Here is a 25,880-nt window from a genome sequence, read left to right as displayed (position 1 = left end):
TTTGAATCCGGTTCAGCGCGCCGAAGCGGCGTCCGCCACGATCTTTGGCGTGATGAACACCAGCAGTTCGGTCTTGGTGCTTTCGCGTCCGGTCGTCTTGAACAGGTAGCCGACGATCGGCACGTCGCCCAGCAGCGGGACCTTGGTCTCGTTGTTGCGGTCGGTCTGCTGGTAGATACCGCCCAGCACCACCGTGCCGCCATTCTCGACCATCACCTTGGTCTTGACGTGCTGGGTGTTGATGGCCGGGCCGGCGCGGGTTTCTTCGCCCTTCGAATCCTTGCTGACGTCGACGTCGAGCACGACGTTGCCGTCCGGCGTGATCTGGGGCGTCACTTCCAGGCGCAGGTTCGCCTTCTTGAAGGTGATCGAGGTCGCGCCGCTGCTGGTGGCGACCTGGAAGGGCAGCTCGACGCCCTGCTCGATCACGGCGACCTGCTTGTCCTCGGTGACCACGCGCGGGCTCGAGATGATCTTGCCCTTGCCATCGGCTTCCAGGGCCGACAGTTCCAGGTTCAGGAAGCGGTTGGCGGCCGAGGAAAACAGGCTGAAGGCCAGCGAGGAAGCGGCCGCGCCGCCGATCGGCCCGGCCGGCAGGTTGACCATGGTGGTGTTGGTATAGCCGTCGCCCTCGTCCGGGGTCTGGCCGGTGACCTGGCCGACGCCCTTGATGTTGCCGCCGATGGCCACGCGCTCGTTGCCCTTGACCTGCCAGCCCGAGTCGCCGCCGCGCAGCGTGCGCAGGTCGGCGAAGCCGAGCTTGGCGCCGAGGTTGCGCGAGAAGCCGTCGTTCGCTTCCACCAGGCGCGCCTCGATCAGCACCTGCTTCGAAGCGACGTCGGTCTTCTGGATCAGCTTGCGGATGTCCTCGATCTTCGCGGCGATGTCGGTCACGAACAGCTGGTTGGTGCGCGGGTCGATGATGGCGCTGCCGCGCTTGGACAGCACGCGGTTCTTGTTGTCGCCGCCGGACGACGCGCCGCTCGCGTCCAGGCCGAACACGCTGCGGAAGGCTTCCACCTTCTGGTAGTTCAGCTGGAAGATCTCGGAGCGCAGCGGTTCCAGGTCGGCGATCTGGGCGCGCTGCTCGAGTTCGAGCTTTTCCTTGGTCAGCAGTTCTTCCTTGGGCGCGATCCACAGCACGGTGCCGTTCTTGCGCATGTCGAGGCCCTTGGCCTGCAGGATCACGTCGAGCGCCTGGTCCCAGGGCACGTCGCGCAGGTGCAGGGTGAGGTTGCCGGTGACGGAGTCGCTGGCGATGATGTTCAGGTTCGAGATGTCGGCGATGGCCTGCAGCGCGGCGCGCACTTCCACGTTCTGGAAGTTGAACGACAGCTTTTCGCCGCGGTAGCCGGTGCTGTTGCCGCCGGGGCGGTTCGGGTCTTCCTTGACCGGACGCACATCGACGATCAGCTGGGTGTCGCTCTGGTACACGGACTGTTCCCAGGCGCCCTTCGCGTCGATGGTCATGCGCACGTTCTCGCCCTGGGAGGTGGTGGTCACGCGCGTCACCGGCGTGCCGAAGTCGGTCACGTCGAGGCGGCGGCGCAGCGTCTCCGGCAGGCCGGTGCGCAGGAAGTCGACGATCACCTGGTTGCCGGCCTGGCGCACGTCCACGCCGACCTGGCCGTTCGGCAGGTCGACCACCACACGGCCTTCGCCGTTGCTGCCGCGGCGGAAATCGAGGTCGCGCAGCATGTGACGTGCCGCCGGCGCCGGGGCGCTGGACACCGGCATGCCGGACGCGTTCACGGCCTGGGCCACCCCGCCCGAGCCTTCGATGGTGACGATCACCGACTTGCCGTCGACGGCGGTGGCATAGTTCAGCGCGCGCGACAGGTTCAGCACCAGGCGGGTGCGCTCGCCGGCCTGCACCACGTTCAGGCTGCGCACGTCGCCCAGGTTGATGTCCAGGGCGCTCTTGCCGGTGACGTTGGCGGTGGCGCCGAAGTCCAGTGCGATGCGGGCCGGGTTGGTGATCGAAAAGCCGATCGGCGCCTTGGCCGGGGCCTCGCGCATGGCGATGTTCAGGATCACGTTGCCGCCCTGCTGGTTGGCCGTGATCGATTCGATGGCATTGCCCTGGGCCTGGGCCTGTCCTGCACCGGCGGCCAGCGCCAGCAGCAGCGCCAGCAAACGGGCAGCCGCGCAAGACGCCAGCCAAGCCGGCACTGCCATGCAAGAGCTGCGGAAGCTGCGAATGTGATGCATGTTCATGCCTGGGGTCATTTCCCGGTCTCCTTGCTCGCCGCCAGCTCGATCGTCGCCTTGCGCTCGACCCAGTCGCCGGTGGTGTCCTGCACTACTTCCCTGATGTCGATCGCGCCTTCGCTTACTCGCGTGACCAACCCGTGATTCTGTCCGATGCGCTGGCCGGCCTTGACCCGGTAGATCGACGCGTCGATCTGCACCAGCGCGTAGTTCGCGCCGCCCTTCTGCAGCGTGCCCACCATGCGCATGGTGTCGAGCGGGTAGTTCTCGAGCATTTCACGGGCGCGGCGGGTGTCCGGCTGCAGCGGGTTGGCGCTGGCGGCTTCCACCTGCGCGATCTCGCCAAGCAGCCTGGCATCGCTGAACGGCTCGGCCGCGCCGGCCGGATGGTAAGCGTAGGGGACGAACTCCTTCGGTTCCGGCAGCGGCTTCACCTTCGGCACGGTCTCGCGCTGGACCTGCTTCATCCAGTCGCGCACTTCCTGCACGTCGCCGTCGCCGCAGCCCGCCAGCAGGGCCGCCGCGCCGAAGGCGCACAGGATCTGCCTCAGCACGTGCCTCGATCGCCGCATCATTTCGCCGCTCCTTCGTCGTTCTTGCCCTTGCTCTTCTTGCCCTTACCCTTGCCTTTGCCCTTCTTGTCATCGCGCGCCTTCTTCTGCGCGCTGATCTCATCCGGGTCGAGGTAGCGGAAGGTCTTGGCCACCGCCTCCAACTGCAGGGTGCCCTCCCGGGTGCTCAGCACCATGTTATTGAGCGTGACGATACGCGGCAGGTTGGCCATGTCGCCGGCAAAGGCGCCGACGTCGTCGTACTTGCCCGTCACCTTGATGTTGATCGGCAGTTCGGCGTAGTAGTCGCGCACGACTTCCTTGCCCGGCTTGAACAGCTCGAACTGCAGGCCGCGGCCGACGCCGGCCTGGTTGATGTCGGACAGCAGGTCCGCCATTTCCGACTTGCTCGGCAGCTGCTTCTCGAGACGTTCGACGTACTGGTCCACCTGCACCTTCTGCTTCTGCAGGGCCTCGAGGTTGATGGCCTGGGCCATCTTGCTCTGGTATTCGGTGCGCAGGCCGGCTTCTTCCTTGGCGCCCTTCTTCTGCTTCTCGAACTGGCCGTCCCAGTAGAAGAAGTAGCCGAGGCCGATGACGGCCGCCATCACGCCGGCCGCGCACAGCAGGCGCGGGGCGAGCGGCCACTGGCCGGGCTGGCGGCCCTGCAGGCCCTGGAACTGCGCCGCGAACCGGGCGCCGATGTCTTTCAGGTCGATATTCATGGTGCGGCTTCCGCGAGCTTGCGGCCGGCCGCGCCGCCTGCCTTGGCGCCGTCGGCGTCGTCGTCGCCCTGTTCGCGCGGACGCTTGATCGCCACGTCCATCTGGAACTCGACGACCTTGCGCCCGGTCTTGTTCTGGCCCAGGATGACGCCCTTCACCTCGGTCAGGTTGGGACGCTCCAGCCAGGGCGAGACGCCGGAGACGTTGCGCAGCAGCTCGGCGACCCGTTCCTGCGACTGGGCGACACCGTTCAGCGTGACCTTCTGGCCTTCCTGCCTGATCGACTTCAGGTGCACGCCTTCCGGGGTCTGGCGCACCAGTTCGTCCAGCACGTAGACGGGCTGGTTGCGGTCGCCCTGCAGATCCTCGACCGCCTGCTGGCGCGCCTTGAGCGACTCGATTTCTTCCTTCAGCGTCTTGATGTCGGCGATCTTCTTGTCCAGTTCCGCGCTGGCGGTCTTGAGCACCAGGTTGCGTTCGTTCTGGACCGCGATGCGGCTGGCGTTGTAGGCGCCTACGAACAGCACTACGGCGGCGCCGACCACGCCGCCCGCGGCCAGCAGCGCCACGAACGCGGCCTGCTTCTGCTTGCGCTTCGCTTCGCGGTGAGGCAACAGGTTAATGCGGATCATAGGTCGAACCTCCGCAGCGCCAGGCCGCAGGCGACCAGGTAGGCTGCGCCTTCCTGGCGCAGTTGCTGTTCGCGCACCCCTGCGGCATGGCTCATGCCGGCAAACGGCGCCGCCACGCTGCTCGGGATGCGGGTGCGGCTGCCGATCAGCTCGAGCAGTCCCGGCAGCGCTGCGCAGCCGCCGGCCAGGTACAGCTGGTCGATCCGGGTGTACGGCGTGGACGTGAAGAAGAACTGGATCGCGCGCGTGATTTCCAGCGCGGCGCTTTCCAGGAAAGGAGCCAGGAGGTCGGCGCGGTAGTTCTCCGGCAGGTCGCCGGAGCGCTTGCGGGTTTCCGCTTCCTCGAACGACAGGCCGTAGGCGCGCACGATGTCCTGGGTCAGCTGGTTGCCGCCAAAAGGCTGCTCGCGCTCGTAGATGGTGTCGCCGTTCTGCAGCACCGACACGTGGGTGGCCTGGGCGCCGATCTGGAACAGCGCGACGATCTGGTCCGGCTGGGCAGCACCCGACCGGTCGAGGGCGGCGCGCGCCGCATACGATTCGATGTCCATCACGGTGGCGGTGAGCCCGGCCGCTTCGGCGATCGCCACGCGGTCCTCGACCTTCTCGCGGCGCGCGGCGGCCAGCATGACTTCCATGTCTTCGGTCGAGGTCGCGGCCTGGCCGATCACGTCGAAGTCCAGGCTGACCTCGTCGAGCGCGAACGGGATGTACTGGCTGGCTTCCGACTCCACCTGCACTTCCAGCTGGTCTTCCGACAGGCCGGCAGGCAGGATGATTTTCTTGGTGATGACGGCGGCCGGCGGCATGCCCAGCGCCACATGCCTGGCCTTGGTGCCGCTCTTCTTCCAGACGCGGCGCACCGCTTCGGCCACCTGGTCGATGTTTTCGATGTTGCCGTCCACGACCGCGCCACGCGGCAGCGGTTCGGCGGCATAGCGCTCCAGGCGCAGTTCACCCTTGCCGGCATCGGCCAACTCCACGAGGCGAACGCCCGAGGTGCTGATGTCGAGCCCCGCCAACGGCGGACTGGACTTTCCGAACAAGGAACCTAGATTGATCACGAGCGTACTCCTCGACTGCCCTTCCTGCCAGATGCAGGACCTGTATTCAACGCCCGCTGGGGGATATGTCCTGCTGAATCACGCATGCAAATCACGCATGTAAACCAATGAGTTGGTGCACATATATGAGGCACTGCGTTAGATCGTACTGAAAAGGATGCCCCCAGACAAGATATTTCTATGAGGGAACACAGCATTCCGGCGCGTGCACGCCACACTCTGGCACGGAGTGTTATCACCCCTGCCATGACCCTTATTTGCTTGATATCCGAACTTGCTAATCTCGTGCTTGTTCCAGCTTAAGCTTCGGCTCAGCAGGGTGTGTGTCGGCTGGAAAACGGCTGCTTTATAATGAAGCATTCAGCACAGCTATTTTGCGAAAGACAGCATGAAAGAGAAACAAGCAGCGACGCCAACCGCGGGGTCGAAGTACAGCCCGAAGCGCCTGGTCCTGATGGCCGTCGGTGCGCTCGCCGGCCTGGCCGCCATCGGCGTGCTGGTACTCGTGTTCGCGCTCGCGATGGCCTACCCCAACCTGCCCGCGCTCGATACCATCACCGACTACCGGCCGAAAATGCCGCTGCGGATCTTCACCGCCGATAACGTCCTGATCGGCGAATTCGGCGAGGAGCGCCGCACCCTGGTGCGCTTCAAGGACATCCCCGACGTGATGAAGAAGGCGGTGCTGTCGATCGAAGACGACCGCTTCTACGAGCACAGCGGCATCGACTACTGGGGCATCCTGCGCGCGGCCTTCCGCAACGCCACCACCACCACGCGCCAGGGCGCCTCGACCATTACCCAGCAGGTGGCGCGCAACTTCTTCCTGTCCTCGGAACAGACCTTCAAGCGCAAGGCCTACGAGGCGATGCTGGCCTGGAAGATCGAGAAGAACCTGTCCAAGGACCAGATCCTCGAGCTGTACATGAACCAGATCTACCTGGGGCAGCGCGCCTTCGGCTTCCAGTCGGCGGCCCAGATCTACTTCGGCAAGGACCTGCGCGACATCACCGTGGCCGAAGCCGCGATGCTGGCCGGGCTGCCGAAGGCGCCGTCGGCCTACAACCCCGTGGTCAACCCGACCCGCGCCAGGACCCGCCAGCAGTACATCCTGCAGCGCATGCATTCGCTCGGCTACATCACCGACGCCCAGTACGCCCAGGCGAAAGAAGAACGGCTCACGATCAAGACCGACAGCACCGCCTTCGGCGTACACGCCGAGTACGTGGCCGAGATGGCGCGCCAGCTGGTGTACGAGCAGTTCAAGGAAGACACCTATACGCGCGGCCTGAACGTGTTCACCACCATTACCAAGGCCGACCAGGACGCGGCCTACCTGGCCGTGCGCCGCGGCGTGATGGAGTATGAGCGCCGCCAGCCGTACCGCGGCCCGGAATCCTACATCGAGATCCCGCGCGACAAGCTTGATGCCGACGAGGCCATCGAGGCCGAGCTGGCCGAACATCCGGACAGCGACAACATCGTGGCGGCCATCGTGCTGCAGGCTTCTCCGGCCCAGCTGACCGCCACCATCGCCTCGGGCGAGACCATTACGGTCACCGGCCCCGGCCTGTCCTTCGCCAAGGCCTGGCTATCGGAGAAAGCGGCGCCGAACCGCCGCCTGCGCCGTGGCGCCGTGATCCGCGTGATGCAGAACGACGAGTCGAAGTGGATCATCACCCAGATGCCGGAAGTGGAATCGGCCTTCGTTGCGACCAGCACCGAGGATGGGGCGATCCGCGCGCTGGTGGGCGGCTTCGACTTCAATCGCAACAAGTTCAACCATGTGACGCAGGCCTGGCGCCAGCCGGGTTCCTCGTTCAAGCCCTTCATCTATTCGGCGTCGCTCGAGCGCGGCCTCTCGCCGGCGACCATCGTCAACGACGCCCCGATCAGTTTCGATGCCGGCCAGACCGGCGGCCAGGCCTGGGAGCCGAAGAACTACGACAACAAGTACGAAGGCCCGATGACCATGCGGCGCGGCCTGACGCAGTCGAAGAACATGGTCTCGATCCGCATCCTGAACAAGATCGGCGCGCGCTACGGCCAGGAATTCGCCACCCGCTTCGGCTTCGACGCCGAGCGCAACCCGGCCTACCTGACCCTGGCGCTCGGCGCCGGCTCGACTACCCCGCTGCAGCTGGCCGGCGCCTACGCCGTGTTCGCCAACGGCGGCTACCGCGTCAGCCCCTACCTCATCTCGAAGGTGACGGACAGCGATGGCAAGGTGCTGTCGGAAGCGCGCCCCGAGCGCGCCGGCGTGGAAGCCAACCGCGTGATCGACGCGCGCAACGCCTTCCTGGTCGACAGCATGCTCAAGGACGTGGTGCGCTACGGCACCGCGACCAAGGCGCTGTCGCTCAAGCGCACCGACCTGGCCGGCAAGACCGGCACCACCAACGACTCGGTCGACGCCTGGTTCGCCGGCTACAACCCGAAGCTGGTGGGCGTGGCCTGGATCGGCTACGACCAGCCGAAGAACCTCGGCAACCGCGAGACCGGCGGAGGCCTGGCCCTGCCGATCTGGATCGGCTACATGGGCAAGGCGCTCAAGGGCGAGGAGATCGTCGAACGCGAGGTGCCGCCGGGACTGATCCTGGCCAACGGCGAGTACTACTACGCCGAGACCCCGCCGGGCACCGGCGTGGCCACGCTGGACGTCGGCCCGCCGCCGGCGCCGGCCGAGCAGAAGCAGCGCGACGCGGTCAGGAACGAGCTGTTCTGATTTTGACCGCCTGGTAAAAAAAATGGCGACCACCTGGTCGCCATTTTTTCGTAGGGTGGTCGGCTTCGCCGACCGCGCGTTCAGCCAACACATGAATAGCGGCTGCGTCGGCTCACATGGGGTGTGAACGCGCGGTCGGCAGAGCCGACCACCCTACCGTCTGCTGCAAGAATCAGCCCAGCGCCACCGGCGCCCCGCCCTGCTCCGTGACGTACTGCGACAGCGAGGCAAACAGCTCGGTATCGTCGCGCGTATTGCGCCACTGGTCGCCCACGCGCTTGTAGTGGTAGCCGCCCGAGCGCGCCGCCACCCACATTTCCTGCAGCGGCGCCTGGCTGTTGATGATGATCTTCGAGGCGTTCGACAGGAACTCGACTTCCAGCACGTTGCCGCTGCGCTTGCACTCGACGTCGATCACGTCGTCGTCGTTCAGCTTGTCGAGGCAGGCCTCGATGCGGTCCAGGGTGCTTTGGGCCAGCGTCAAAAATTCGGATTCGGTCATGCTACACTCCAAGGTCTGCTAATCAAACCCCCATTCTAATCGTGAAGTCCACCATTGCACTTCTTTCCAGCGCGGCGGTGCTTGCGGCCCTGGGCGCGGGTCTGGCCGGATGTGGCCAGACCGGCCCGCTCTACATGCCGAATCCGCCCGCAAAACCGGCCCCCGCCGCGACCGCCGCGGCCAATCCGCAGCCGGCCCAGCCTGTTCCATCGAATAACGCCTCGACCCCGGCTCCTACCAAGTAATCGACTCCTTTCCCTTCCTATGTCGCATTTCCAGTACCAGAACGGCGTCCTGCACGCCGAAAGCGCTGCCCTGTCCGCCATCGCCGAAGAATTCGGCACGCCGACCTACGTCTATTCCAAAACCGCGCTGCTGGAGAACTTCGGCGCCTACGCCGATGCCTGCGCGGGGCGCGACGCGCTGGTGTGCTACGCGATGAAGGCCAACTCGAACCTGGCCATCCTCGACCTGCTGGCGCGCCAGGGCGCCGGTTTCGACATCGTCTCCGGGGGCGAACTGCTGCGCGTGATCGCGGCCGGCGGCGACCCCGGCAAGACCATCTTCTCGGGCGTCGGCAAGACCGTCGAGGAAATGCGCATGGCGCTCGAGCAGGGCATCCTGTGCTTCAACGTGGAGTCGATCCCCGAACTGCACCGCCTCGACGAGGTGGCCGGCAGCATGGGCAAGCGCGCACCGGTCTCGCTGCGGGTGAACCCGAACGTGGACGCCAAGACCCACCCGTATATCGCCACCGGCCTGAAGGCCAACAAGTTCGGCGTCGCCTTCGACGACGCGCTGGACACCTACCGCACCGCTGCAAGCCTGCCGAACCTGGACGTGGTCGGCATCGACTGCCACATCGGCTCGCAGCTGCTGGACGATGCGCCGCTTCTGGAAGCCCTGGACAAGCTGATCGAACTGATCGACACCCTGGCCGGTGAAGGCATTGTGCTGCACCACCTCGACATCGGCGGCGGCCTCGGCGTGAACTACGGCGCGGAAGGCGACAAGCCGCCGGTGCCGGTGGGCGAGTACCTCGGGCGCCTGTTCGCGCGCATCGACGCCTGGCGCGCGGAAAAATACGATGGCAAGCCGATCAAGGTGATCTTCGAGCCGGGCCGCTCGATCGTGGCCGATACCGGCGTGCTGCTGACGAAAATCGAGTTCCTCAAGCCAGGCGTGGAAAAGAACTTTGCCATCGTGGACGCGGCCATGAACGACCTGATGCGCCCGACCCTGTACCAGGCCTGGATGGGCGTGCAGGCCGTCAGCCCGCGTGCGGGCGAAGCGCTGACCTACGACATCGTGGGTCCGGTGTGCGAGTCGGGCGACTGGCTGGCGCGCGAGCGCGACCTGAACGTGGAACCGGGCGACCTGCTGGCGATCATGACGGCCGGCGCCTATGGCATGACCATGGCGTCGAACTACAACACCCGCGGGCGCGCGGCTGAAGTCATGGTCGATGGCGACCGGGTGCATGTGATTCGGCAGCGCGAGAATCCGGCGGATCTGTTCGCCCTCGAATCGATAGTGAAATAGTTCGTAGGGTGGGCGGCTATGCCGCCCACGCGTTCAAATTACCGATGCACTGCATCAACGCATGCTTTAGTTGAATGCGTGGGCAGGAGACCTGCCCACCCTACGATACAGCAGCTTTCTGTGTCTTCCTGGCCGCGCTCCAATACACCCGCAATCCCAGCAGCACCGCCACGATCAGCCCGAAGATGATCGGCTCCTGGAAATCGTTCTTCCCCGCCTTCATCCACCAGAAATGCAGGATGCCCAGCGGCGCGATCACGTAGATCAGCCGGTGCAGCCACTGCCAGCGCTTGCCGCCCAGCCGCTTGATCATCGCATTGGTGCTGGTTGCCGCCAGCGCAATCAGCAACACGAAGGCGATGAAGCCGACCGTGATGAAGGGTCGCTTCACGACATCCGTCAGCATGGCCGCGATGTCGAAGAAATGGTCGAACCAGAAGAAGCAGGTGAAGTGCAGCAGGGCGTAGAAAAAGGTGAACAGCCCCAGCATGCGCCGCAGCCGCACCAGCCAGTTCCAGCCCGTCAAGCGGCGCAGCGGCGTCACCGCCAGCGTGATGCACAGGAAGTACAGGGTCCAGTCGCCGGTGCCGCGCGTTAGGTATTCAAGCGGCTCGACCGGCACACCCTGGAATACCAGCCAGGCCATGCGCAGGAAAGGCAGCAGCGCCAGCACGAACACGGCGGCCTTGAGCATGCCCAGCTGGCGGGTGGACGGATTGAACGCCATCAGAAAAACTTTTTCAGGTCCATGCCGCTGTACAGCGACGCCACCTGGTCGTAGCCGTTGAACATCAGGGTCTTGCGCTTGCGCTGGAAGAAGCCATCCTCGCCGATGCGGCGTTCGGTGGCCTGCGACCAGCGCGGGTGGTCGACGTTCGGGTTCACGTTCGAGTAAAAACCGTATTCGTTCGGCGCCGAGTCGTTCCAGGCCGTGCGCGGCTGGCGGCTCACGAGGCGGATCCGCACGATCGACTTGGCCGACTTGAAGCCGTACTTCCAGGGCACCACCAGGCGCACCGGGGCGCCGTTCTGGTTCGGCAGCACCTGGCCGTACATGCCGACCGTGAGCAGCGCGAGCGGATGCATGGCCTCGTCCATGCGCAGGCCTTCCACGTAGGGCCAGTCGAGCACCGGGCTGCGCAGACCGGGCATCTGGCGGCGGTCGGCCAGGGTGGTGAATTCGACGAACTTCGCGGAAGCTAGCGGTTCGACCTGCCTCAAGAGGTTCGACAGCGAATAGCCGACCCAGGGAATCACCATCGACCAGCCTTCGACGCAGCGCAGGCGGTAGATGCGTTCTTCCAGCGGCGCCAGCTTGATGATGCGGTCGATATCGAGCGTGACGGGCTTTTTCACTTCGCCGTCGATCGTCACCGTCCAGGGGCGGGTGCGCAGCGTGTGCGCGTTCTCGGCCGGGTCGCCCTTGTCCAGGCCGAACTCGTAGAAATTGTTGTAGGAGCTGGCGTCCTTGAACGAGGTTTGCTTTTCCTGGGTAGAAAGGGCGGCGTTGCGTGCGGCGGCCAGTCGCTGGCCGGTCGTTTGTGCAAAAGCCTGGCGATTGGCCATCTCCCAGATGCCTGAGCCGACCGTGGCGCTCACCGCCATGCGGGCGATGAAGCGTCTCCGTTCTTCGTAGACTTCGCGCGGCGTGATTTCAGATGGAAACGGGAGGTCGATTCCGTTCGGATTACGTTTGATGAGCATGGTCTACCCCGGCTGAGAGAGCTTCCAATGTATCCCAAATGACTTAAACGAAAGTTAGCATCGTTTCCGCCAACCGGGAGCGCGGCTATTCCCATCGCCCCGGCGGATCCACTCGACAGCAGTAACTTTGACAATCCGTGGAACGGCATGTCCAGGCAAGCCCGGCCATGCCGGCGCCCGGACTATTTTTTCATATCGCTTTTGTTCATGGCATTCTTTTCCGAGTCATGTTTTGTCATGCCATCTTTTACCATGGCTTTCTTTTTCATACCCTTTTCCATGGGATCTTTGGGTTTGGACATGCCATCTTTACCGGGGCCTTGTCGGGACATGGCCTCGTGTTTCATGTTGTCTTGCGACATGTCTGCCGGTTTCATGGCCTCGTGTTGCATCGCCTGTGAGGCAAAGGCAGCGCAGGGCAGCACGAGCAAGGCGGACAGCAAGCTGGCGGAGAATGTTTTCATGGTGGGTTTTCTCAAGCTGGGTTATTGGAAGAATCAGAGCTGGACCGACTTCACGACCGGGAAATCGATGTCCGTATCGGCGACGATATTGATGTAGTTCGTCCAGATGTTTAATGCCACGTGCTGCACAATTTCGATAATCTGGCCGTCGTCGTAGCCCGCAGCGCGCAGCGCATGGACATCGCTTTCCGATACCTTGCCCCGCTCTTGCACCAGCTTGGCGGCGAAACGCAGGGCCGCATCGGCCTTCGGATCGTCCGAGCGCGCATGGCGATTGGCATTCATTTCGCCATCGTCCAGGCCAGCCAGATTCTTGCCCAGGTAGATATGCGCCGACAGGCAGTAGTCGCAGCCGTTGAGCTGTGCGACGACGAGGGCGATACGTTCCCGGGTTGCGCCCGGCAGCGTGCCTTTCGCCAGGGCGCCGGACAAGCCGAGATAGCCCTCCAAGGCCGCCGGGCTGTTAGCGACCAGCCGGAACAGATTGGGGACGACGCCGAACTGCCGGTTGACGTCTTCGAGCAGGGGCTGCGAAGCGAGCGGGGCTGCAGCGATGGTTGCGGGGATAAGAATACGGGTCATGCACATTCCTTCAGTAAGAGTGAGAGGCAGTCGTGATCGACAGTTGTTACTCTACGCCCTTCCATTTCTAAACATAATCCTGCAATATAGAAAATCATCCTTCCAAATATTGAAATATATGGACCGTCTCGACGCAATGGCCGTATTGATTGCTGTAGTGGAGTCAGGAAGTTTTTCGGGGGCGGGGCGTCGCCTGGGTATGCCCTTGGCGACAGTCAGCCGCAAGGTCAGCGAACTGGAGGCTTATCTCAAGACGCGGCTGCTCACTCGCACCACCCGTCAGCTCTCCTTGACCGAAGCAGGACGAAACTATGTGGCGGTATGCAAGCGCATCCTCGAAGAGCTTGGCGAAGCGGAGCGTACTGCAACCGGGGAATATGCGTCACCCAAGGGCGACCTGGCAGTCAGCGCACCCATCGTCTTCGGACGCCTGCATGTGGTGCCGCTCGTATCGGAATTTCTCAGGAATTTTCCGGAGATCAATATTCGCCTTACACTCGCAGACCGTCTCGTCCATCTGGTGGAAGAGCAAGTCGATGTCGCCGTGCGTATCGGCAAGCTTCCCGATAGCGCACTGGTGGCCACAAAGGTCGGGGAAGTACTTCGCGTCGTCTGCGCTAGTCCTGCCTACCTGGCGCAGCATGGCATTCCCCGGCATCCGGACGAGCTGATACGACACCAGTCGATCACCTTCGAAGGTTTGGCGTCGCCATCGTCGTGGAAGTTCTTGGCGGGAACAGACGAACTCGTCGTACCCGTGAACACCCGGCTGGCCGTCAATACCGCCGAGGCCGCCATTGCGGCAGCGATGGAGGGCCTGGGGCTCGCAAATATCCTGTCTTACCAGGTTGCGGAGGCAGTAGGCAACGGGTCACTCGTGACCGTTCTCGACGAATTCGCGCCCGCGCCTTCGCCGGTCAGCCTGGTCAATGCGGGACAGGTCCCCCAAGCGCTGAAACTACGCGCCTTCCTGGACTTCCTGACCCCACGCTTGCGGCAACGCATGAGCCGCAAAGCCCCGTGAGGTCCCACGCGCGCATCAGAGCTCGCCGTAGGAGTGCAGCCCCGACAGGAACATATTCACGCCCAGGAAGGCGAAGGTCGTCACCAGCAGGCCCACCACCGACCACCAGGCCGCCACGCGACCGCGCAGGCCCGACATGAGGCGCATGTGCAGCCATGCCGCGTAGTTGAGCCAGACGATCAGGGCCCAGGTTTCCTTCGGGTCCCAGGACCAGTAGCCGCCCCAGGCTTCGGCCGCCCACAGCGCGCCGAGGATGGTGGCGACGGTGAAGAAGGCAAAGCCGACCGAGATCGACTTGTACATCACGTCGTCCAGCACTTCCAGCGCGGGCAGGCGGTCGGCCAGGATGCCGTGCGATTTGAGCAGGTAGGCGCAGCCGACCATCGCGGCCAGCGCGAAGGTGCCGTAGCCGATGAAGTTGGCCGGCACGTGGATCTTCATCCACCAGCTCTGCAGCGCCGGCACCAGCGGCTGGATCTGCGCGGCGTCGCGCGACACCGTGTACCACAGCAGGAAGCCGACGGCCGCGGCGATGATCAGGAGCACGAAGGGCCCCAGCTGGCGCGTGGCGTAGCGCTGCTCGTAATACAGGTAGAACATCGCGGTAATGATCGCGAACAGGATGAACACTTCATACAGGTTCGACACCGGGATGTGGCCCACGTCCGGGCCCATCAGGTAGGACTCGTACCAGCGCACCATCATGCCGACCGAACCCAGCACCACGCCCGCCCAGCACAGCTTGCTGCCGACCGAGCCGCCGAATTCGGAGCGGCTGACCAGGCCCAGCCAGTAGAACACGGTCGAGAACACGAACAGCGCGCTCATCCACAGGATGGCGGACTGGCTCGACAGCATGTATTTCAGGAAGAACTTCTGGTTGGCGGCATCGATCGCGCCGCCATACAGGGAGATGGCCCACAGCGACAGCAGCGCCACCAGCGGCAGCAGCCAGCGCATCGGCTTCCAGTACCAGCCCAGCAGCGCGAAGGTCGGCGCGCTGCACACCAGGATCACCTTCTCGTAGATGTCCATGTGGTGCGCATAGCGGTTCAGCGCGAACAGCGCGGCCGCCAGCAGGGCGGCGCCATACAGCCAGTCGATCGCGTTCAGGCTGCGGAAAAAGCCCGGCTGCTGGACATAGGCCGCCGGTTTGCCGGTTTGGGTGTGCGACAGTTCCATCTTGGTCTCCTTGCCGCGGCATCAGGCCGGCTGCGGCAGTTTTGCTTTCAAATCATCGAATTCACGCTCGAAGTCGAGCGTCTTGCGCTGGGTGCTCATGGCCATCAGCGCATGGGCGCCATTGCCGCTTGAACGCACCCACACCCACATGCGCCGTTCACGAATATAAAACATTGCGAACACGCCCGCCACCAGCAGCAGGCAGCCGAAGTAGACGATGCCCTTGCCCGGCGAGCGCGTCAGCTGCAGGACGGATGCCTTGACCTCGACAAATTCCTCCAGCTGCAGGTACACCGGCGCCCCGTAGAACACGCTGTCCGACAAGGCGTTGGTGGCCAGCTGCAGGTAGCGGCCGTTGGCCTCGGTCGCTTCGACCGGCGGCAGGCCGGCGCCCGCGTTGGCGGCCTGCCACAACTCCCACAGGGCGCCGTTGAGCATCTTCATGAAGATATTCGCGGCCTTTTCCTGTTCCGCCGGCGGAATCTTCTCGAGGAATTGCGACACGCCGACGAAGCCGCCGCGCCCGCCGCCCCCAGTTGTTCCTTCTCCGGCAAAGATGGCCAGCGTACGCGCCGCCGATTCTTCCAGCTGGCTCGTCAGGCCGCCCTGGGCGCGCTGTTCCGGCGCCACCGCGCGCGCGGCGTAGCGCCGTGCCGCCTCGAGGCGCAGCGCCGGGTCGGCCAGCGCCGCGCGCAGGCGCATCCAGGTGCGCACGCTGTACTCGGCGTCGGCCGGGATGCGCAGGTAGCTGAAGTTCTCCGAGGGGCTGGCGCGCACGCCGGCCAGGTAGACCTGGGCGCCGTCGAGCGTCACCGGCTGCATGTAGTTCATGAATTCGCGCGCCTGGCCGGTCTTGTCGCGCAGCTTGTACTGCACGCTCGGGCCGACGTTCTTGAGGTCCTTGGCGGCGTCGCTCTTCGCCGCCGAACCGGAGGCCTTGCCGAGCGTGGCGCTGAGCTGCTCGTTGAACGAGGTGTTCCTGGCCACGGCGCGCGCATCCTGGCTTGCGGCGATGTTCTCGACGTTGAACGGACGGAAACCCGACCATTCCACCGACCAGGTCTCGCCGCCCTGCTTCAGTTCGGTAGCCGCGCCGACCGTGCCTTCGATCTGGAAGGCCTCGTTCTTCGCCCCGCTCATCGGGAAGCCGGTCAGTTTCAGCTTGCTGCCGCCATCCTCGAAGCTCGACTGGTAGACGGCCACGCCCTTGTAGATCAGCGGATGGTTGACCTTGATCGTGGCCGGGAAGGTCTTGCCGGTCTCGTGGTCGCGCACGACGACGTCGCTGGCGAACAGCTTGGGCATGCCGGTCGAGTAGAAATCGATGTGGAATTTATCCAGCTTGATCGAGAACGGCAGTTCCTGCACCAGTACGCCGTCGGCCTGCGGCAGCAGCGCCGTGTTGCTGGTCTGGCCTTCCGCAATCAGGGTATTGCCGCGGAAGGTGGGGTTCGAGATGCCGAGGCGGTGCTGGGCCGGGATGTCGGCGATCACGCCGCTGCCGCCGAACGGCGTCTTGCCGAGGAACCACTGCTGGAACTTGACCGGCAGTTCCGAGTCGAGCATGCCGCCCAGCAAGATCACGATGATCGACGTGTGCGCGAAGATATAGCCGAACTTGTTGCCGGCGCCCTTCTTGGCTGCCACCAGGGTGCCGTTTTCCTTCTCGACCAGCTTGACGGCATAGCCGGCATGGCGCAGGCGCTGCGCGGTCTGCTGCGCCAGGCCCGCGCGGTCCAGCGGCGCTTCCCATTCGAGCTTGTGGTGGAAATTGCGCAAGGACTCTTCGCGCACGTTCTCGCGCCAGCTGCGCATGTCGCTCATCATTTTCGGCGCATTGCGCACCACACACAGGGCGGTGGACAGGATCAGGAAGACCAGGATCAGCAGGAACCACCAGCTCGAGTACACGCTGTACAGGCCGAGCCTGGCGAACACCTCGAACCAGAACGGGCCGAACTGGTTCACGTAGTTCGGCATCGGCTCGTTCTGCTTGAGGACGGTGCCGATCACCGACGCGATGGAGACGATGGTCAGCAGGCTGATGGCGAAGCGCATCGACGACACCAGCTCGACCGCTTCGGCGAACCCGCGGCGGCGGGTGTTCAGTTCAATTCCGGTGGTACTCATGTTCCGCTACTTCCGTAAAGCGCCAGCAAATCTGTCGAGCATACCGCAATTGCAGGGTGGGCGGGTCCCCCGCCCACGCGTTCACATCCGGTATGAGCAGACGCCTCGTCCATTCATCCGCCGGCTGAACGCGTGGGCGGAAGACCCGCCCACCCTACGAATTCGTCAATGGCGCTGCTTACTTCAGGCCCGCGATATAGTCGGACACCGCCTTCATTTCTTCCGCCGACATGCGCTGCGCGAGCGTGGTCATCTGGATGCTGTTCTTGCGGGTGCCGTTCTTGAACGCGTCCAGCTGGGCGTAGGTGTAGTCCTGGTGCTGGCCCGACAGGCGCGGGTACTGGGTCGGGATGCCGTTGCCGGTGGCGCCGTGGCAGCTGGCGCAGGCGGCGACGCCCTTCTCGGCGATGCCGCCGCGGTAGATCTTGCGACCCAGTTCCACGGTGTCCTTGTTCTTGGCAGCGCCCGGCTTGGCTTTCTGGGTGGCGAGATAGGCTGCGATGTGGCGCTTCTCGTCCTCGGTCAGCATCTTCGAGTACGGCGTCATGATCGGGTTCTGGCGCTGCGGCGTGGTGAAATCGACCAGCTGCTTGTGGGTGTAAGCGGCGATCTGGCCCGACAGTTTCGGGTTGACGACGATGGTCGAGTTGCCGGCGGCGCCGTGGCAGGACATGCAGGCCGGCAGGCCGCGCGCGGCGTCGCCAGAATCGTAAAGGGTTCCGCCCCTGGCCGGATCGGCCTTGGCGGCAGCGCCTGGTGCTTCGGCCGCGGACACACTGCCGCATACAGCCAGGGTTGCAACCAGCAAGGACTTCAAAAGCGGAAACGTCAAACGATTCATACAAGCACCCTGAAAAAGTCAAAACAGATGTTGGATTTGCAGTGAAACAGTGCGGCGGCCTTACGATGAACCTATTCCGGCTCCCCCAAGGGCGGAGCAGGGATCAACCCCTTATTGTACAATAGCTTTGTTTCCTCATCGCCATTTCGTTGTCATCTATACCCTCTGAACATGTCCAAATTATGGCAAGCCCGGTTCTTCACGACCGTTAACCAGTTGCGCGATCTCCCGGGCACCGAGGTTCCCGAAATCGCCTTCGCCGGGCGCTCGAACGCGGGCAAGTCCACGGCGATCAATATTCTCACCAACCAGAAGGGCCTGGCCTTCGCGTCGAAGACGCCGGGCCGTACCCAGCACATCAACTATTTCTCGATCGGCGGCGCCCACGTGGGCCAGCACCGCAAGGACCCGACCATCGTCGAGGAGATCCGTGCCCTGCTGGTCGACCTGCCGGGCTATGGCTATGCCGAAGTATCGGGCACGGCCAAGCTGCACTGGCAGAAGCTGCTGGGCGACTACGTCCAGCGCCGCGAGCAGCTGGCCGCACTGGTCCTCATCATGGATTCGCGCCGTCCGTTCACCGACCTCGACACGCAGATGCTTGAGTGGTTTGCCCCGACCGGCAAGCCGATCCACTGCATCCTCACCAAAGCGGACAAGCTCAACCAGAACGAAAAGGCCAATGTCCTGCGCCAGTCGCGCCAGATCCTCGACAGCTACGTGGACGAGGACGGCGAAGGTTTCCCGTTCACGGTGCAGCTGTTCTCGGCCCTCAAGCGCATCGGCATCGAGGAAGCGGATGCCAAGATCCTGGAACTGCTCGGGCTCGATGGCGACGACGACGCCCAAGCGGCGCCGGGCGACGCCAACGAGGATTCGGATTTGGATTCGGATTCGGATTCGGAATAAGCCTTCAGACGCATCGGACTCATCGACATGACCATCATCACGCCTGCCACCTACCCTGCCGCCCGCATGCGCCGCATGCGCCGCGACCCGTTCTCGCGCGCCCTGATGCGCGAAAACGTCGTCACCAGCGCCGACCTGATCTACCCCGTCTTTATCCTCGACGGCGAGAACAAGCGCCAGCAGGTGGCCTCGATGCCGGGCGTGGAACGCTTGTCGGTGGACCTGCTGCTGGCGGTGGCGGAAGAGTGCGTGGCGCTGGGCATCCCGATGCTGGCGCTGTTCCCGGTGGTCGATGCCTCGCTCAAGACCTACGACGGCGTCGAAGCCACCAATCCGGAAGGCCTGGTGCCGCGCGCCGTGCGCGAGCTGAAGCGCCGCTTCCCGGAACTCGGCATCATGACCGACGTGGCGCTCGACCCTTACACCACCCACGGCCAGGACGGCCTGCCGGACGAGAATGGCTACATCGTCAACGACAAGACCATCGAGATGCTGATTCGCCAGTCGCTGGCGCAGGCGGAAGCCGGCGTGGACGTGGTGGCGCCCTCGGACATGATGGATGGCAGGATCGGCGCAATTCGCGGCGCCCTTGAACAGAACGGCCACATCCATACACGCATCATGGCCTACTCGGCCAAGTATGCGTCGAGCTTCTACGGCCCCTTCCGCGATGCGGTCGGCTCGGCAGCCAACCTGGGCAAGGCGGACAAGAACACCTACCAGATGGACCCGGCCAACAGCGACGAAGCCCTGCGCGAAGTGGCGCTCGACATCGCCGAAGGCGCCGACATGGTGATGGTCAAGCCGGGCATGCCCTACCTCGACGTGGTGCGCCGTGTGAAGGACGAGTTCAAGGTGCCGACCTTCGCCTACCAGGTCAGCGGCGAGTACGCGATGCTGAAGGCGGCGGCGCAGAACGGCTGGCTGGACCATGACAAGGTCATGATGGAGTCGATGATGGCCTTCAAGCGCGCCGGGGCGGATGGGGTGCTGACCTATTTCGCGCTGGAAGTGGCGCGCAAGCTCAAGGCGCAGGCCTGATTGCTCGCTTTTTCGAGGACGAACGGCGCTCAATGCGCCGTTTTTTGTTGGTACCACTGTGTCGAGATTCTTTACAGCATTGCTACCGAAACTAGCACCCTCTGCGACAACTACGTGTTTACGCTTGGATTTTCCTCCTGGCATGATAAATGCTTTAGATCAAGAGATTCGTCTTAAGGACGAACAGCCGTGTTGATCAACTCACTATCAGAGGCTATATGAAGATTCAGTCGGCTTGCCGGACACTGCTTGCGACTTTGACATTTGCCGCCGCAGCTTGTGTCAATGCTGCTCCGATCCTCGAAGTCAACGGTGACGGGGTGCTCACGGGCGCGAGAAACGTTAATGTTGCTGGTGCACTTTATAATGTGACATTTGCTGGAGGTTCTTGCGATACAGTGTTCAATGCTTGTAGCGCCACGGAATTTACGTTTTCAACTTTTGCAGCAGCAAAGCTCGCCGGGCAGGCCTTGTTGGATCAGGTGTTCCTCAATGGCCCGTTGGGCGAGTTCGACAGTATTCCGGGCAAGAACCTTGGTTGCGAAAGTAATACCGAAGTCTGCGATACCTTTATCCCCTACGCAGTCGATCAATCGGACTTTGCTTCGGTATCAGCTGCTAATTTCCTCTTGGAAATAGATAGTGTTGGGGGCATGCCACTTATTCCCCAGTGGTATTCACTATCAAACTTATCGGCGCGCTTTGCCAAGTTTGAGCTCGCGGCCCCTGCCTCTGATGTGCCCGAACCAAGCTCGATTGCTTTGACTGTGTTGGTACTAGCCGGTCTGGCGTTCTCGCGTCGCAGTAGGCTTTGATTCGCGTCAGGCGTCAGGCGGCTGGCGCGTCAAAAGGTGCATGCGCCAGGACGCAATCCCTCTGCATCATGTGCGAGCTTATTGGCCTTTGCCGGCAGTCGTGAGCATCAGTGGCGCTTACTTCGGTGTAGATAGGTCTACAAGCGATGTCCAGTCCGCCCGAAACCGTGATCTGGCAAAGGCGGAGATCCGGTTCATACTGTCCAGCTTTCACCAAGTCAGCGGCGACTACGTGGCTGCTGACGGCGCCGGCGCAGGATGGCTGGCTGAATCATGACAAGGTCATGCTAGACGCGACAGTTGTCTACCTTGATAGCCGTCAACTCGGTTTTTCTGTGCAATACGAGCTACTCCTTCCGTACGCTGCCAGAGCAGCATTATGGGAAGGGGCCGTCATACGCCCCCCGACGGCTCGCTCAATACGCCTCCACACTCACCGCCACCAGCTCGACCGCATCCCCGTGCACCTTGTCGTGGTGGTGATGATCATGCCCATGCTCGTGGCAATCCGGCCCGCACATCGGCACCACGCGCAGCCTGATCGTGCCATCCGCCGGCAGTGCGTGCGCCGCGCTGGCCTGGCGCAGCTTCTCGCCCAGCGGCAAGGTGTAGGTCAGCGCACCGTGGGCGCCGCGGTGGCCGAACATCATGATGGTGGCCAGGTAATGGGGGCTGGAAGCGTCCACGTGCGACAGGTCGTCCGGCCCGCCCAGGATCACCATGAAGGCGTCGTGGGACATCTGCGGGAAGTTCAGGGTGACGTTTGCCACCAGCACCTGTCCCGCCGTGCGCGCCGCCTCGATCGTCGTGGCGGGCAGCTGCAGCACTGCGCTGGCCGGCGCGGCGCCGGAGACCTGGCGCCGCTGCACGCTGCCGGCGATGCGCCTGCGGCTGGCTCTCTGCCGGCCCATGGAATACTGCGGAATGAGCTCCTCGCCGGAGCCGGGCTCGTAGTCATAGCCGAACGGCGTCATCCAGGCGTAGTCGCCGGCCCGGGTCTGGGCCACGGGCTCGCCCTTGGCATTGACGAAGAACATGAACGGATCGCGCGCCCAGCGGTAGTAGTCAGAGGCCCGCTCCGCCGCCGATTTCTCCGCGTCCGGCAGGTCGGTGCGCAGCTCGTAGCCGGCCGGCAGGAAAGGCAGGCCCTGCTGCATCTGCTTGCGCGTCCACACGTCCCAGAGGCGGTCCATGTTGCTGTGGTGTAGAAAGAAAATCGGATCGACCGGCGACAGCATATCTCCCATGAAACCGCGCGATTCGACGAAATTGCAGTCGCGCGAACCGACGCAGCGGTGGATCGAATTGTGCGGCCGAGCTTCCAGGATGCCGAACCCGGAACTGGTGTGATGGTTCGAGGTCTTCGCACTGCCGAAGGCGATGAAGTCGGGAGCCGCCAGCGCCGCCTGGATGGTGGCGGGCGAGACGGCGTCGCTGGTGGCCAGCGAGAAGCCGGGCTGTTCGCGCCGGATGCCGCGTGCGCCCGGCTGGTCGAAGAACATGCCGCCGCGCGGGTCGGTCACCATGTCGAACATCAGGTCCTGTTCGAAACGGATGCGGCGCGACAGCAGCTGGCCGAGCTGGGTACGCCCGTTAAAGCCGCTGCCGGGCAGCGACCAGTAGCCGGCGCCCGCGATCACGCCGGTGACCATGCGCTCGAAATCCTGGCGGCTGGCCAGGTAGGCCGGATGATTGGGGTCGAGCACGTCGTCGAACATGCCGTCCGGCACCTGCTGGTCCACGGTCCAGTCCCAGTACGGCAGGGCGAAATGCAGGTCGCCGCTCAGCTCGCGGCAGATCTGTTCGAACCACCCGAGATAGCCGCGGTGCCAGGGCAGGAACCACCAGTTGCCGTGCGGGCAGTCCATCGTGTGGATGATGGCCTGGCGGTACCAGTTGCGCGGATCTTCGGGGGGCAGCGCCAGCATGGCGCGCACCGCCTTGGCATAGCTCTTGAGCATGCGCTTGCCATGCCGGCCGGTCGCGCTGTGGCGCCGGTAACGCCGCTGCTTGTCGGCAGCAAGGGCCATGCCGCCGAAGGGCAGCGCGCCGGCGCCAAGGGTGAGCGCGGCGGATTTCAGGAGGGTGCGGCGGGCTGGGCTGGACAACTCGGTTGGCTCGATCATGAAGACTCTCCGTCGATGTGAAGAACAATGCCCCAGACAGTTTCCTGAGACACGGCAGACGGCCCGTTCATTGTCGAACAGGCATGATCTCAGCGTAAGCTAGCTATGGGAACAAGATCTGCCCGAACGCAAGGGAGCTCATTCGTACGGCGGGCGCAGGGTCGGCATGCTGCTTGCGAAGACGTGAAAAACAAACGGCTGGGGTGAATACCGCAGCCGTGGCTGGAAGTCAGGAGTGCTGCCAGCCGGGGCAGCTTAGAACCTAGTAGGGAGGAGGAAGTTGATGGTGACATGCGCGTCTGCGATGCATGGCAAGCGGGTGCAAGGCGCGAGGACGCCGCATGGCAAGCCATGCAAGGACGAGGTAGCATGGCATGGGGTGCCATGCTACACGGCACCCGCTTGTCAGGCGCGCCAGCAACCACTCATTCCCTACTGGGATAGGTTCTTAGAGTTGGGACAAAGCAGCAACATGGTCGTCATCATCTCCGCTTGATCCGTGGTTGAGCAAGACGAGATCGCACTTTCCCTACAAACCGATCCGGCCGTCGGGCTGTCGAACCGGCAGCGAGCGTCGCGGCAAAGATACAAATATTGCAGAGCTGCCAACGCAAAACTCTTTCTTCTAAGCTTGAGCAAAACGCCCTGGCCTATAATCACTGCTCATCCTCAAATCCTGCCATCGTTGGCGTCTTGCGCGTGATTGCGCGCGCCGTCCCGAGCATGGCTTTGCATCACGCCCCCGATCTCGCGCGGGGCTACTCTGAGAGCACTGAATGACACTGGCGACAGATCAAAATATTGACGGGCGCGGCCTATCGCCGATCGCCTCGCAATTTGCATCGATGCGCGATGCGGTCATGGACCATTGGGAGCGAGAGGTGCGCCAGCGCGTCGAAGGCGCCCATGATTTGCTGCGGCCCGTGCTGACGAACACTTTGCCGGCATTCTTCGACAATATCGCCGAGGCGCTCAGCCCTGCCCATCCACGCGAACAGGGCGCGAGCGGGACGAACTCCCCTACAGCGCATGGCTGCGAGCGCGCGCGCATGACGCCGTTCGGCCCGGATCAAGTGATCCACGAATTTCAAATCTTCCGCGAATCGATCGCGGCCATGACTAAAGGACGGGTTGAACTGGGCGAGAAGGAATGGGCCATCATCGACGATTCGATCAACGCGGCGACGCGTGAATCAGTCCGCGCCTTCACGCGCATCCATGAAGAGCTTCGGCTCAAGGTGGCCGCAGCCCTTTCGCACGACATGCGCACGCCCCTGGCGATCATCGCCAACGGCGCGCAACTCATCGCCCTGGCTCCGGACATGGCGATGGCCCGCAATGTTGCGTTCAAGATCGAATCGAACGCCGACCGGCTCGACAAAATGATGGCGGATTTGCTCGACGCTTTCACTTTCGAAGGCGGCGCGAAAGTACCATTGCACCTGACCCGCTTCGACATCCTCGACCTGGTCCGGGAAACGCGGGATCAATATGCCGACAGCCGCGACAGGGATGTCGTGTTCAAGACATTGGGCGACCCGGTCATGGGACATTGGTGCCGCGGCTCGATGCGCCGCGCTCTGGAAAATCTGATTAACAACGCGATCAAGTACGGCGACCGCGGCGTGGTCAGGATCATGGCGGGCCAAACACGCGGCCGACTGATGCTGAGCGTGCACAACGAAGGCATTGCAATTCCCGAGGACCAGCACGATCGCATCTTTGAATATTTGCGCCGCGAAGCGGGACCGCTGGCGGCCGCTGGGTGGGGGATTGGCCTGCCGTTCGTCAAAGCGGTGGCGGAGAGCCACGGGGGCAGCGTCTCGGTGGACAGCTCGCCGGAGCTTGGCACAACCTTCCTCATCGATATTCCAGTCGACTGTCGACCGTTTGTCAAAGATGGCAAAGCGGGACAGGGGCCGGACGGCTCATGAGCCTTATCGCTGAGATCAAGCACATCATCGTGGCGGCGGGATATTTCGCCGCCGCGGGCGACACTTTGGTAGCAGCAGCACAACGACACTCCTGCTAACCTGGAGACCTTTATCCCGGCGAAGGCCGGGCTCCAATGTTGGCTGATCAGCCTTGACCCTAGCGCCACTGCTGTGGCGGCTTGTACTCGGGGAACATTTCCTTGAACAAGAAGGTCATCAGCTGGTCCGTGTCCTGCGGCCGCGCGCTCAGCTTGACGATGCGGCCGAGGCGGTGCGAGTCCCACTCGAAGTCCCCGGTTTTCTCCTTGCGGATCAGCTCGATCATCTTCTTGACCACGGCGATCTCGATATCCGGCTCGCTGCCCTGCTCCACCGTCACTTGCGTGAGCCAGCGGCGCTGGAAGTTCGGGTTCCAGCCGCGGAACTTCAGGTTCATGCTGTGGAAGGTCTTGTTCGACACCGAGAACACGCCGCCGCTCTCGTTCCGGTCTTCGCGGCCGCGGCCGTTGATGGCGGCGATGTTGGCCAGCGCGTTGCGCATGCCCTTGGCCGATTCGCTTTCCTCGGACGGCTGCTCGCTGCCGGTGGCGGCGCCGCGCTGGCGGCGGCGGGCGTTGATGAAGTCCTGCATGTCGACCGGCTTTTGCTCGTCGAACTTCTGCGGCGGCCTGGTTTCCTTGACCGGCTGTTCCGGCGGGGTGGTGATGGTGTCGGGCAGGCGCGCGATCTCGATGCGCTCCAGGCGCGGCACTTCGACAGGCGGCATCGGCAAGGGTTTCGGCGCCTGCTCGCGCGGCGCTTCCGCCGCTTTCTGTTGCATCGGCGCGACGTAGACCACCTTGCCGTCGTCGCCGGAGGCCGGTTTGGCCTGCTTCTCGTCCTTGTCGGGCTGGAACAGCCAGATCACGACCAGCAGCAGGTGCAGCAGGATCGCGCCGGCCAGCGCCGGACGGTTCGGCCCCTGGCGCCCGTACGCGAGCACGGCGCGCCCCTGCATCGGCAGGGGCTGGCCGCAGTGCGTGCACACGTCGCTGTGCTCGTCGTAGATGTGGGAATGGTCGCGCAAGGTCGAACGGGTTTCCTGGTCGGTGTCTGTCTTCACTACTTGAGAGCCGAAGTCTAACCGTTTTGCGGCAGCGGCGCACCTTAGGGGAACCTTAGGCGGCCTTGGGGGTA

23 protein-coding genes are annotated in these 25,880 nt (G+C 63.6%); 8 read left to right on the top strand and 15 right to left on the bottom strand.

The genetic code is table 11. The features are described 5' to 3' along the window. Positions 1-12 precede the first annotated feature (12 nt). From AC56KL_RS08850 to AC56KL_RS08830, 5 genes are read right to left on the bottom strand one after another with little or no spacing between them, the layout of a single operon-like run. Positions 13-2,178, bottom strand: coding sequence for a type IV pilus secretin PilQ (locus AC56KL_RS08850; RefSeq protein ID WP_497179768.1), 2,166 nt, complete (start codon positions 2,176-2,178; stop codon positions 13-15). Positions 2,179-2,225: 47 nt separating this feature from the next. Further along, positions 2,226-2,786, bottom strand: a complete 561-nt coding sequence (locus AC56KL_RS08845; RefSeq protein ID WP_497179767.1) for a pilus assembly protein PilP — start codon at positions 2,784-2,786, stop codon at positions 2,226-2,228. Then, entirely contained in the window at positions 2,783-3,487 is a 705-nt protein-coding gene (locus AC56KL_RS08840) for a type IV pilus inner membrane component PilO (protein ID WP_497179766.1), read from the bottom strand. The genes AC56KL_RS08845 and AC56KL_RS08840 overlap by 4 nt, the downstream gene beginning before the upstream one ends. Further along, complete coding sequence (locus AC56KL_RS08835; protein ID WP_497179765.1) at positions 3,484-4,119, bottom strand: PilN domain-containing protein; 636 nt, start codon at positions 4,117-4,119, stop codon at positions 3,484-3,486. Before AC56KL_RS08835 ends, AC56KL_RS08840 begins: the two co-directional genes overlap by 4 nt. Continuing rightward, the gene (locus tag AC56KL_RS08830; protein ID WP_497179764.1) at positions 4,116-5,183 is read right to left on the bottom strand and encodes a pilus assembly protein PilM; all 1,068 of its coding nucleotides are present in this window, start codon (positions 5,181-5,183) and stop codon (positions 4,116-4,118) included. Before AC56KL_RS08830 ends, AC56KL_RS08835 begins: the two co-directional genes overlap by 4 nt. Positions 5,184-5,571: 388 nt before the next feature. On the opposite strand from AC56KL_RS08830, the gene AC56KL_RS08825 reads away from it, so the two are divergent. Beyond that, a complete protein-coding gene (locus AC56KL_RS08825) occupies positions 5,572-7,908 on the top strand; it encodes a penicillin-binding protein 1A (protein ID WP_497179763.1) in 2,337 nt (778 codons plus the stop codon). A 172-nt stretch (positions 7,909-8,080) separates the two neighbouring features. On the opposite strand, the gene cyaY is transcribed toward AC56KL_RS08825, so the two are convergent. Then, complete coding sequence (gene cyaY, locus AC56KL_RS08820) at positions 8,081-8,410, bottom strand: iron donor protein CyaY (RefSeq protein WP_497179762.1); 330 nt, start codon at positions 8,408-8,410, stop codon at positions 8,081-8,083. Positions 8,411-8,451: 41 nt separating this feature from the next. Here cyaY and lptM point away from each other — a divergent pair, with 41 nt between their 5' ends. Both lptM and lysA read left to right on the top strand, forming a co-directional pair. Next, complete coding sequence (lptM, locus tag AC56KL_RS08815) at positions 8,452-8,655, top strand: LPS translocon maturation chaperone LptM (RefSeq protein WP_497179761.1); 204 nt, start codon at positions 8,452-8,454, stop codon at positions 8,653-8,655. 19 nt (positions 8,656-8,674) lie between these two features. Beyond that, on the top strand, positions 8,675-9,952 hold the full coding sequence (gene lysA, locus AC56KL_RS08810; protein WP_497179760.1) for a diaminopimelate decarboxylase: 1,278 nt from the start codon (positions 8,675-8,677) through the stop codon (positions 9,950-9,952). Between the two features lie 100 nt (positions 9,953-10,052). Here lysA and msrQ read toward each other — a convergent pair whose 3' ends face one another. From msrQ to AC56KL_RS08790, 4 genes are all read right to left on the bottom strand, one after another. Further along, complete coding sequence (msrQ, locus tag AC56KL_RS08805; RefSeq protein ID WP_497179759.1) at positions 10,053-10,679, bottom strand: protein-methionine-sulfoxide reductase heme-binding subunit MsrQ; 627 nt, start codon at positions 10,677-10,679, stop codon at positions 10,053-10,055. Beyond that, positions 10,679-11,656, bottom strand: a complete 978-nt coding sequence (msrP, locus tag AC56KL_RS08800) for a protein-methionine-sulfoxide reductase catalytic subunit MsrP (RefSeq protein ID WP_497179758.1) — start codon at positions 11,654-11,656, stop codon at positions 10,679-10,681. Before msrP ends, msrQ begins: the two co-directional genes overlap by 1 nt. A gap of 182 nt (positions 11,657-11,838) precedes the next feature. Then, entirely contained in the window at positions 11,839-12,120 is a 282-nt protein-coding gene (locus AC56KL_RS08795; RefSeq protein WP_497179757.1) for a hypothetical protein, read from the bottom strand. A gap of 33 nt (positions 12,121-12,153) precedes the next feature. Further along, entirely contained in the window at positions 12,154-12,702 is a 549-nt protein-coding gene (locus AC56KL_RS08790; protein WP_497179756.1) for a carboxymuconolactone decarboxylase family protein, read from the bottom strand. Between the two features lie 118 nt (positions 12,703-12,820). On the opposite strand from AC56KL_RS08790, the gene AC56KL_RS08785 reads away from it, so the two are divergent. After that, the gene (locus tag AC56KL_RS08785) at positions 12,821-13,726 is read left to right on the top strand and encodes a LysR family transcriptional regulator (RefSeq protein WP_497179755.1); all 906 of its coding nucleotides are present in this window, start codon (positions 12,821-12,823) and stop codon (positions 13,724-13,726) included. A 15-nt stretch (positions 13,727-13,741) separates the two neighbouring features. Here the strand turns inward: AC56KL_RS08785 and ccsB are convergent, their stop codons facing one another. The 3 genes from ccsB to AC56KL_RS08770 form a co-directional block, all read right to left on the bottom strand. Further along, a complete protein-coding gene (gene ccsB, locus AC56KL_RS08780) occupies positions 13,742-14,908 on the bottom strand; it encodes a c-type cytochrome biogenesis protein CcsB (RefSeq protein ID WP_497179754.1) in 1,167 nt (388 codons plus the stop codon). Between the two features lie 21 nt (positions 14,909-14,929). Further along, positions 14,930-17,038, bottom strand: coding sequence for a cytochrome c biogenesis protein ResB (locus AC56KL_RS08775; RefSeq protein ID WP_497179753.1), 2,109 nt, complete (start codon positions 17,036-17,038; stop codon positions 14,930-14,932). A 178-nt stretch (positions 17,039-17,216) separates the two neighbouring features. Continuing rightward, a complete protein-coding gene (locus AC56KL_RS08770) occupies positions 17,217-17,879 on the bottom strand; it encodes a c-type cytochrome (RefSeq protein WP_497179752.1) in 663 nt (220 codons plus the stop codon). Positions 17,880-18,050: 171 nt separating this feature from the next. On the opposite strand from AC56KL_RS08770, the gene yihA reads away from it, so the two are divergent. From yihA to AC56KL_RS08755, 3 genes are all read left to right on the top strand, one after another. Further along, positions 18,051-18,788 (top strand): ribosome biogenesis GTP-binding protein YihA/YsxC, encoded by a 738-nt coding sequence (gene yihA, locus AC56KL_RS08765; protein ID WP_497179751.1) that lies wholly within the window; start codon positions 18,051-18,053, stop codon positions 18,786-18,788. Positions 18,789-18,815: 27 nt separating this feature from the next. Then, a complete protein-coding gene (gene hemB, locus AC56KL_RS08760; protein WP_497179750.1) occupies positions 18,816-19,829 on the top strand; it encodes a porphobilinogen synthase in 1,014 nt (337 codons plus the stop codon). A 218-nt stretch (positions 19,830-20,047) separates the two neighbouring features. Continuing rightward, positions 20,048-20,644: a PEP-CTERM sorting domain-containing protein gene (locus tag AC56KL_RS08755; RefSeq protein WP_497179749.1), complete on the top strand. Its 597-nt coding sequence runs from the start codon at positions 20,048-20,050 to the stop codon at positions 20,642-20,644. 416 nt (positions 20,645-21,060) lie between these two features. Here the strand turns inward: AC56KL_RS08755 and AC56KL_RS08750 are convergent, their stop codons facing one another. Continuing rightward, on the bottom strand, positions 21,061-22,770 hold the full coding sequence (locus AC56KL_RS08750; protein WP_497179748.1) for a tyrosinase family protein: 1,710 nt from the start codon (positions 22,768-22,770) through the stop codon (positions 21,061-21,063). 776 nt (positions 22,771-23,546) lie between these two features. Here AC56KL_RS08750 and AC56KL_RS08745 point away from each other — a divergent pair. Then, the gene (locus tag AC56KL_RS08745; protein WP_497179747.1) at positions 23,547-24,704 is read left to right on the top strand and encodes a sensor histidine kinase; all 1,158 of its coding nucleotides are present in this window, start codon (positions 23,547-23,549) and stop codon (positions 24,702-24,704) included. A 157-nt stretch (positions 24,705-24,861) separates the two neighbouring features. On the opposite strand, the gene AC56KL_RS08740 is transcribed toward AC56KL_RS08745, so the two are convergent. Next, a complete protein-coding gene (locus tag AC56KL_RS08740; RefSeq protein ID WP_497179746.1) occupies positions 24,862-25,806 on the bottom strand; it encodes a hypothetical protein in 945 nt (314 codons plus the stop codon). Positions 25,807-25,880 lie beyond the last annotated feature (74 nt).

It is taken from the genome of Telluria sp. ZB4P34 (genome assembly GCF_059686055.1).
This window is presented reverse-complemented; position numbering and strand designations above follow the sequence as displayed.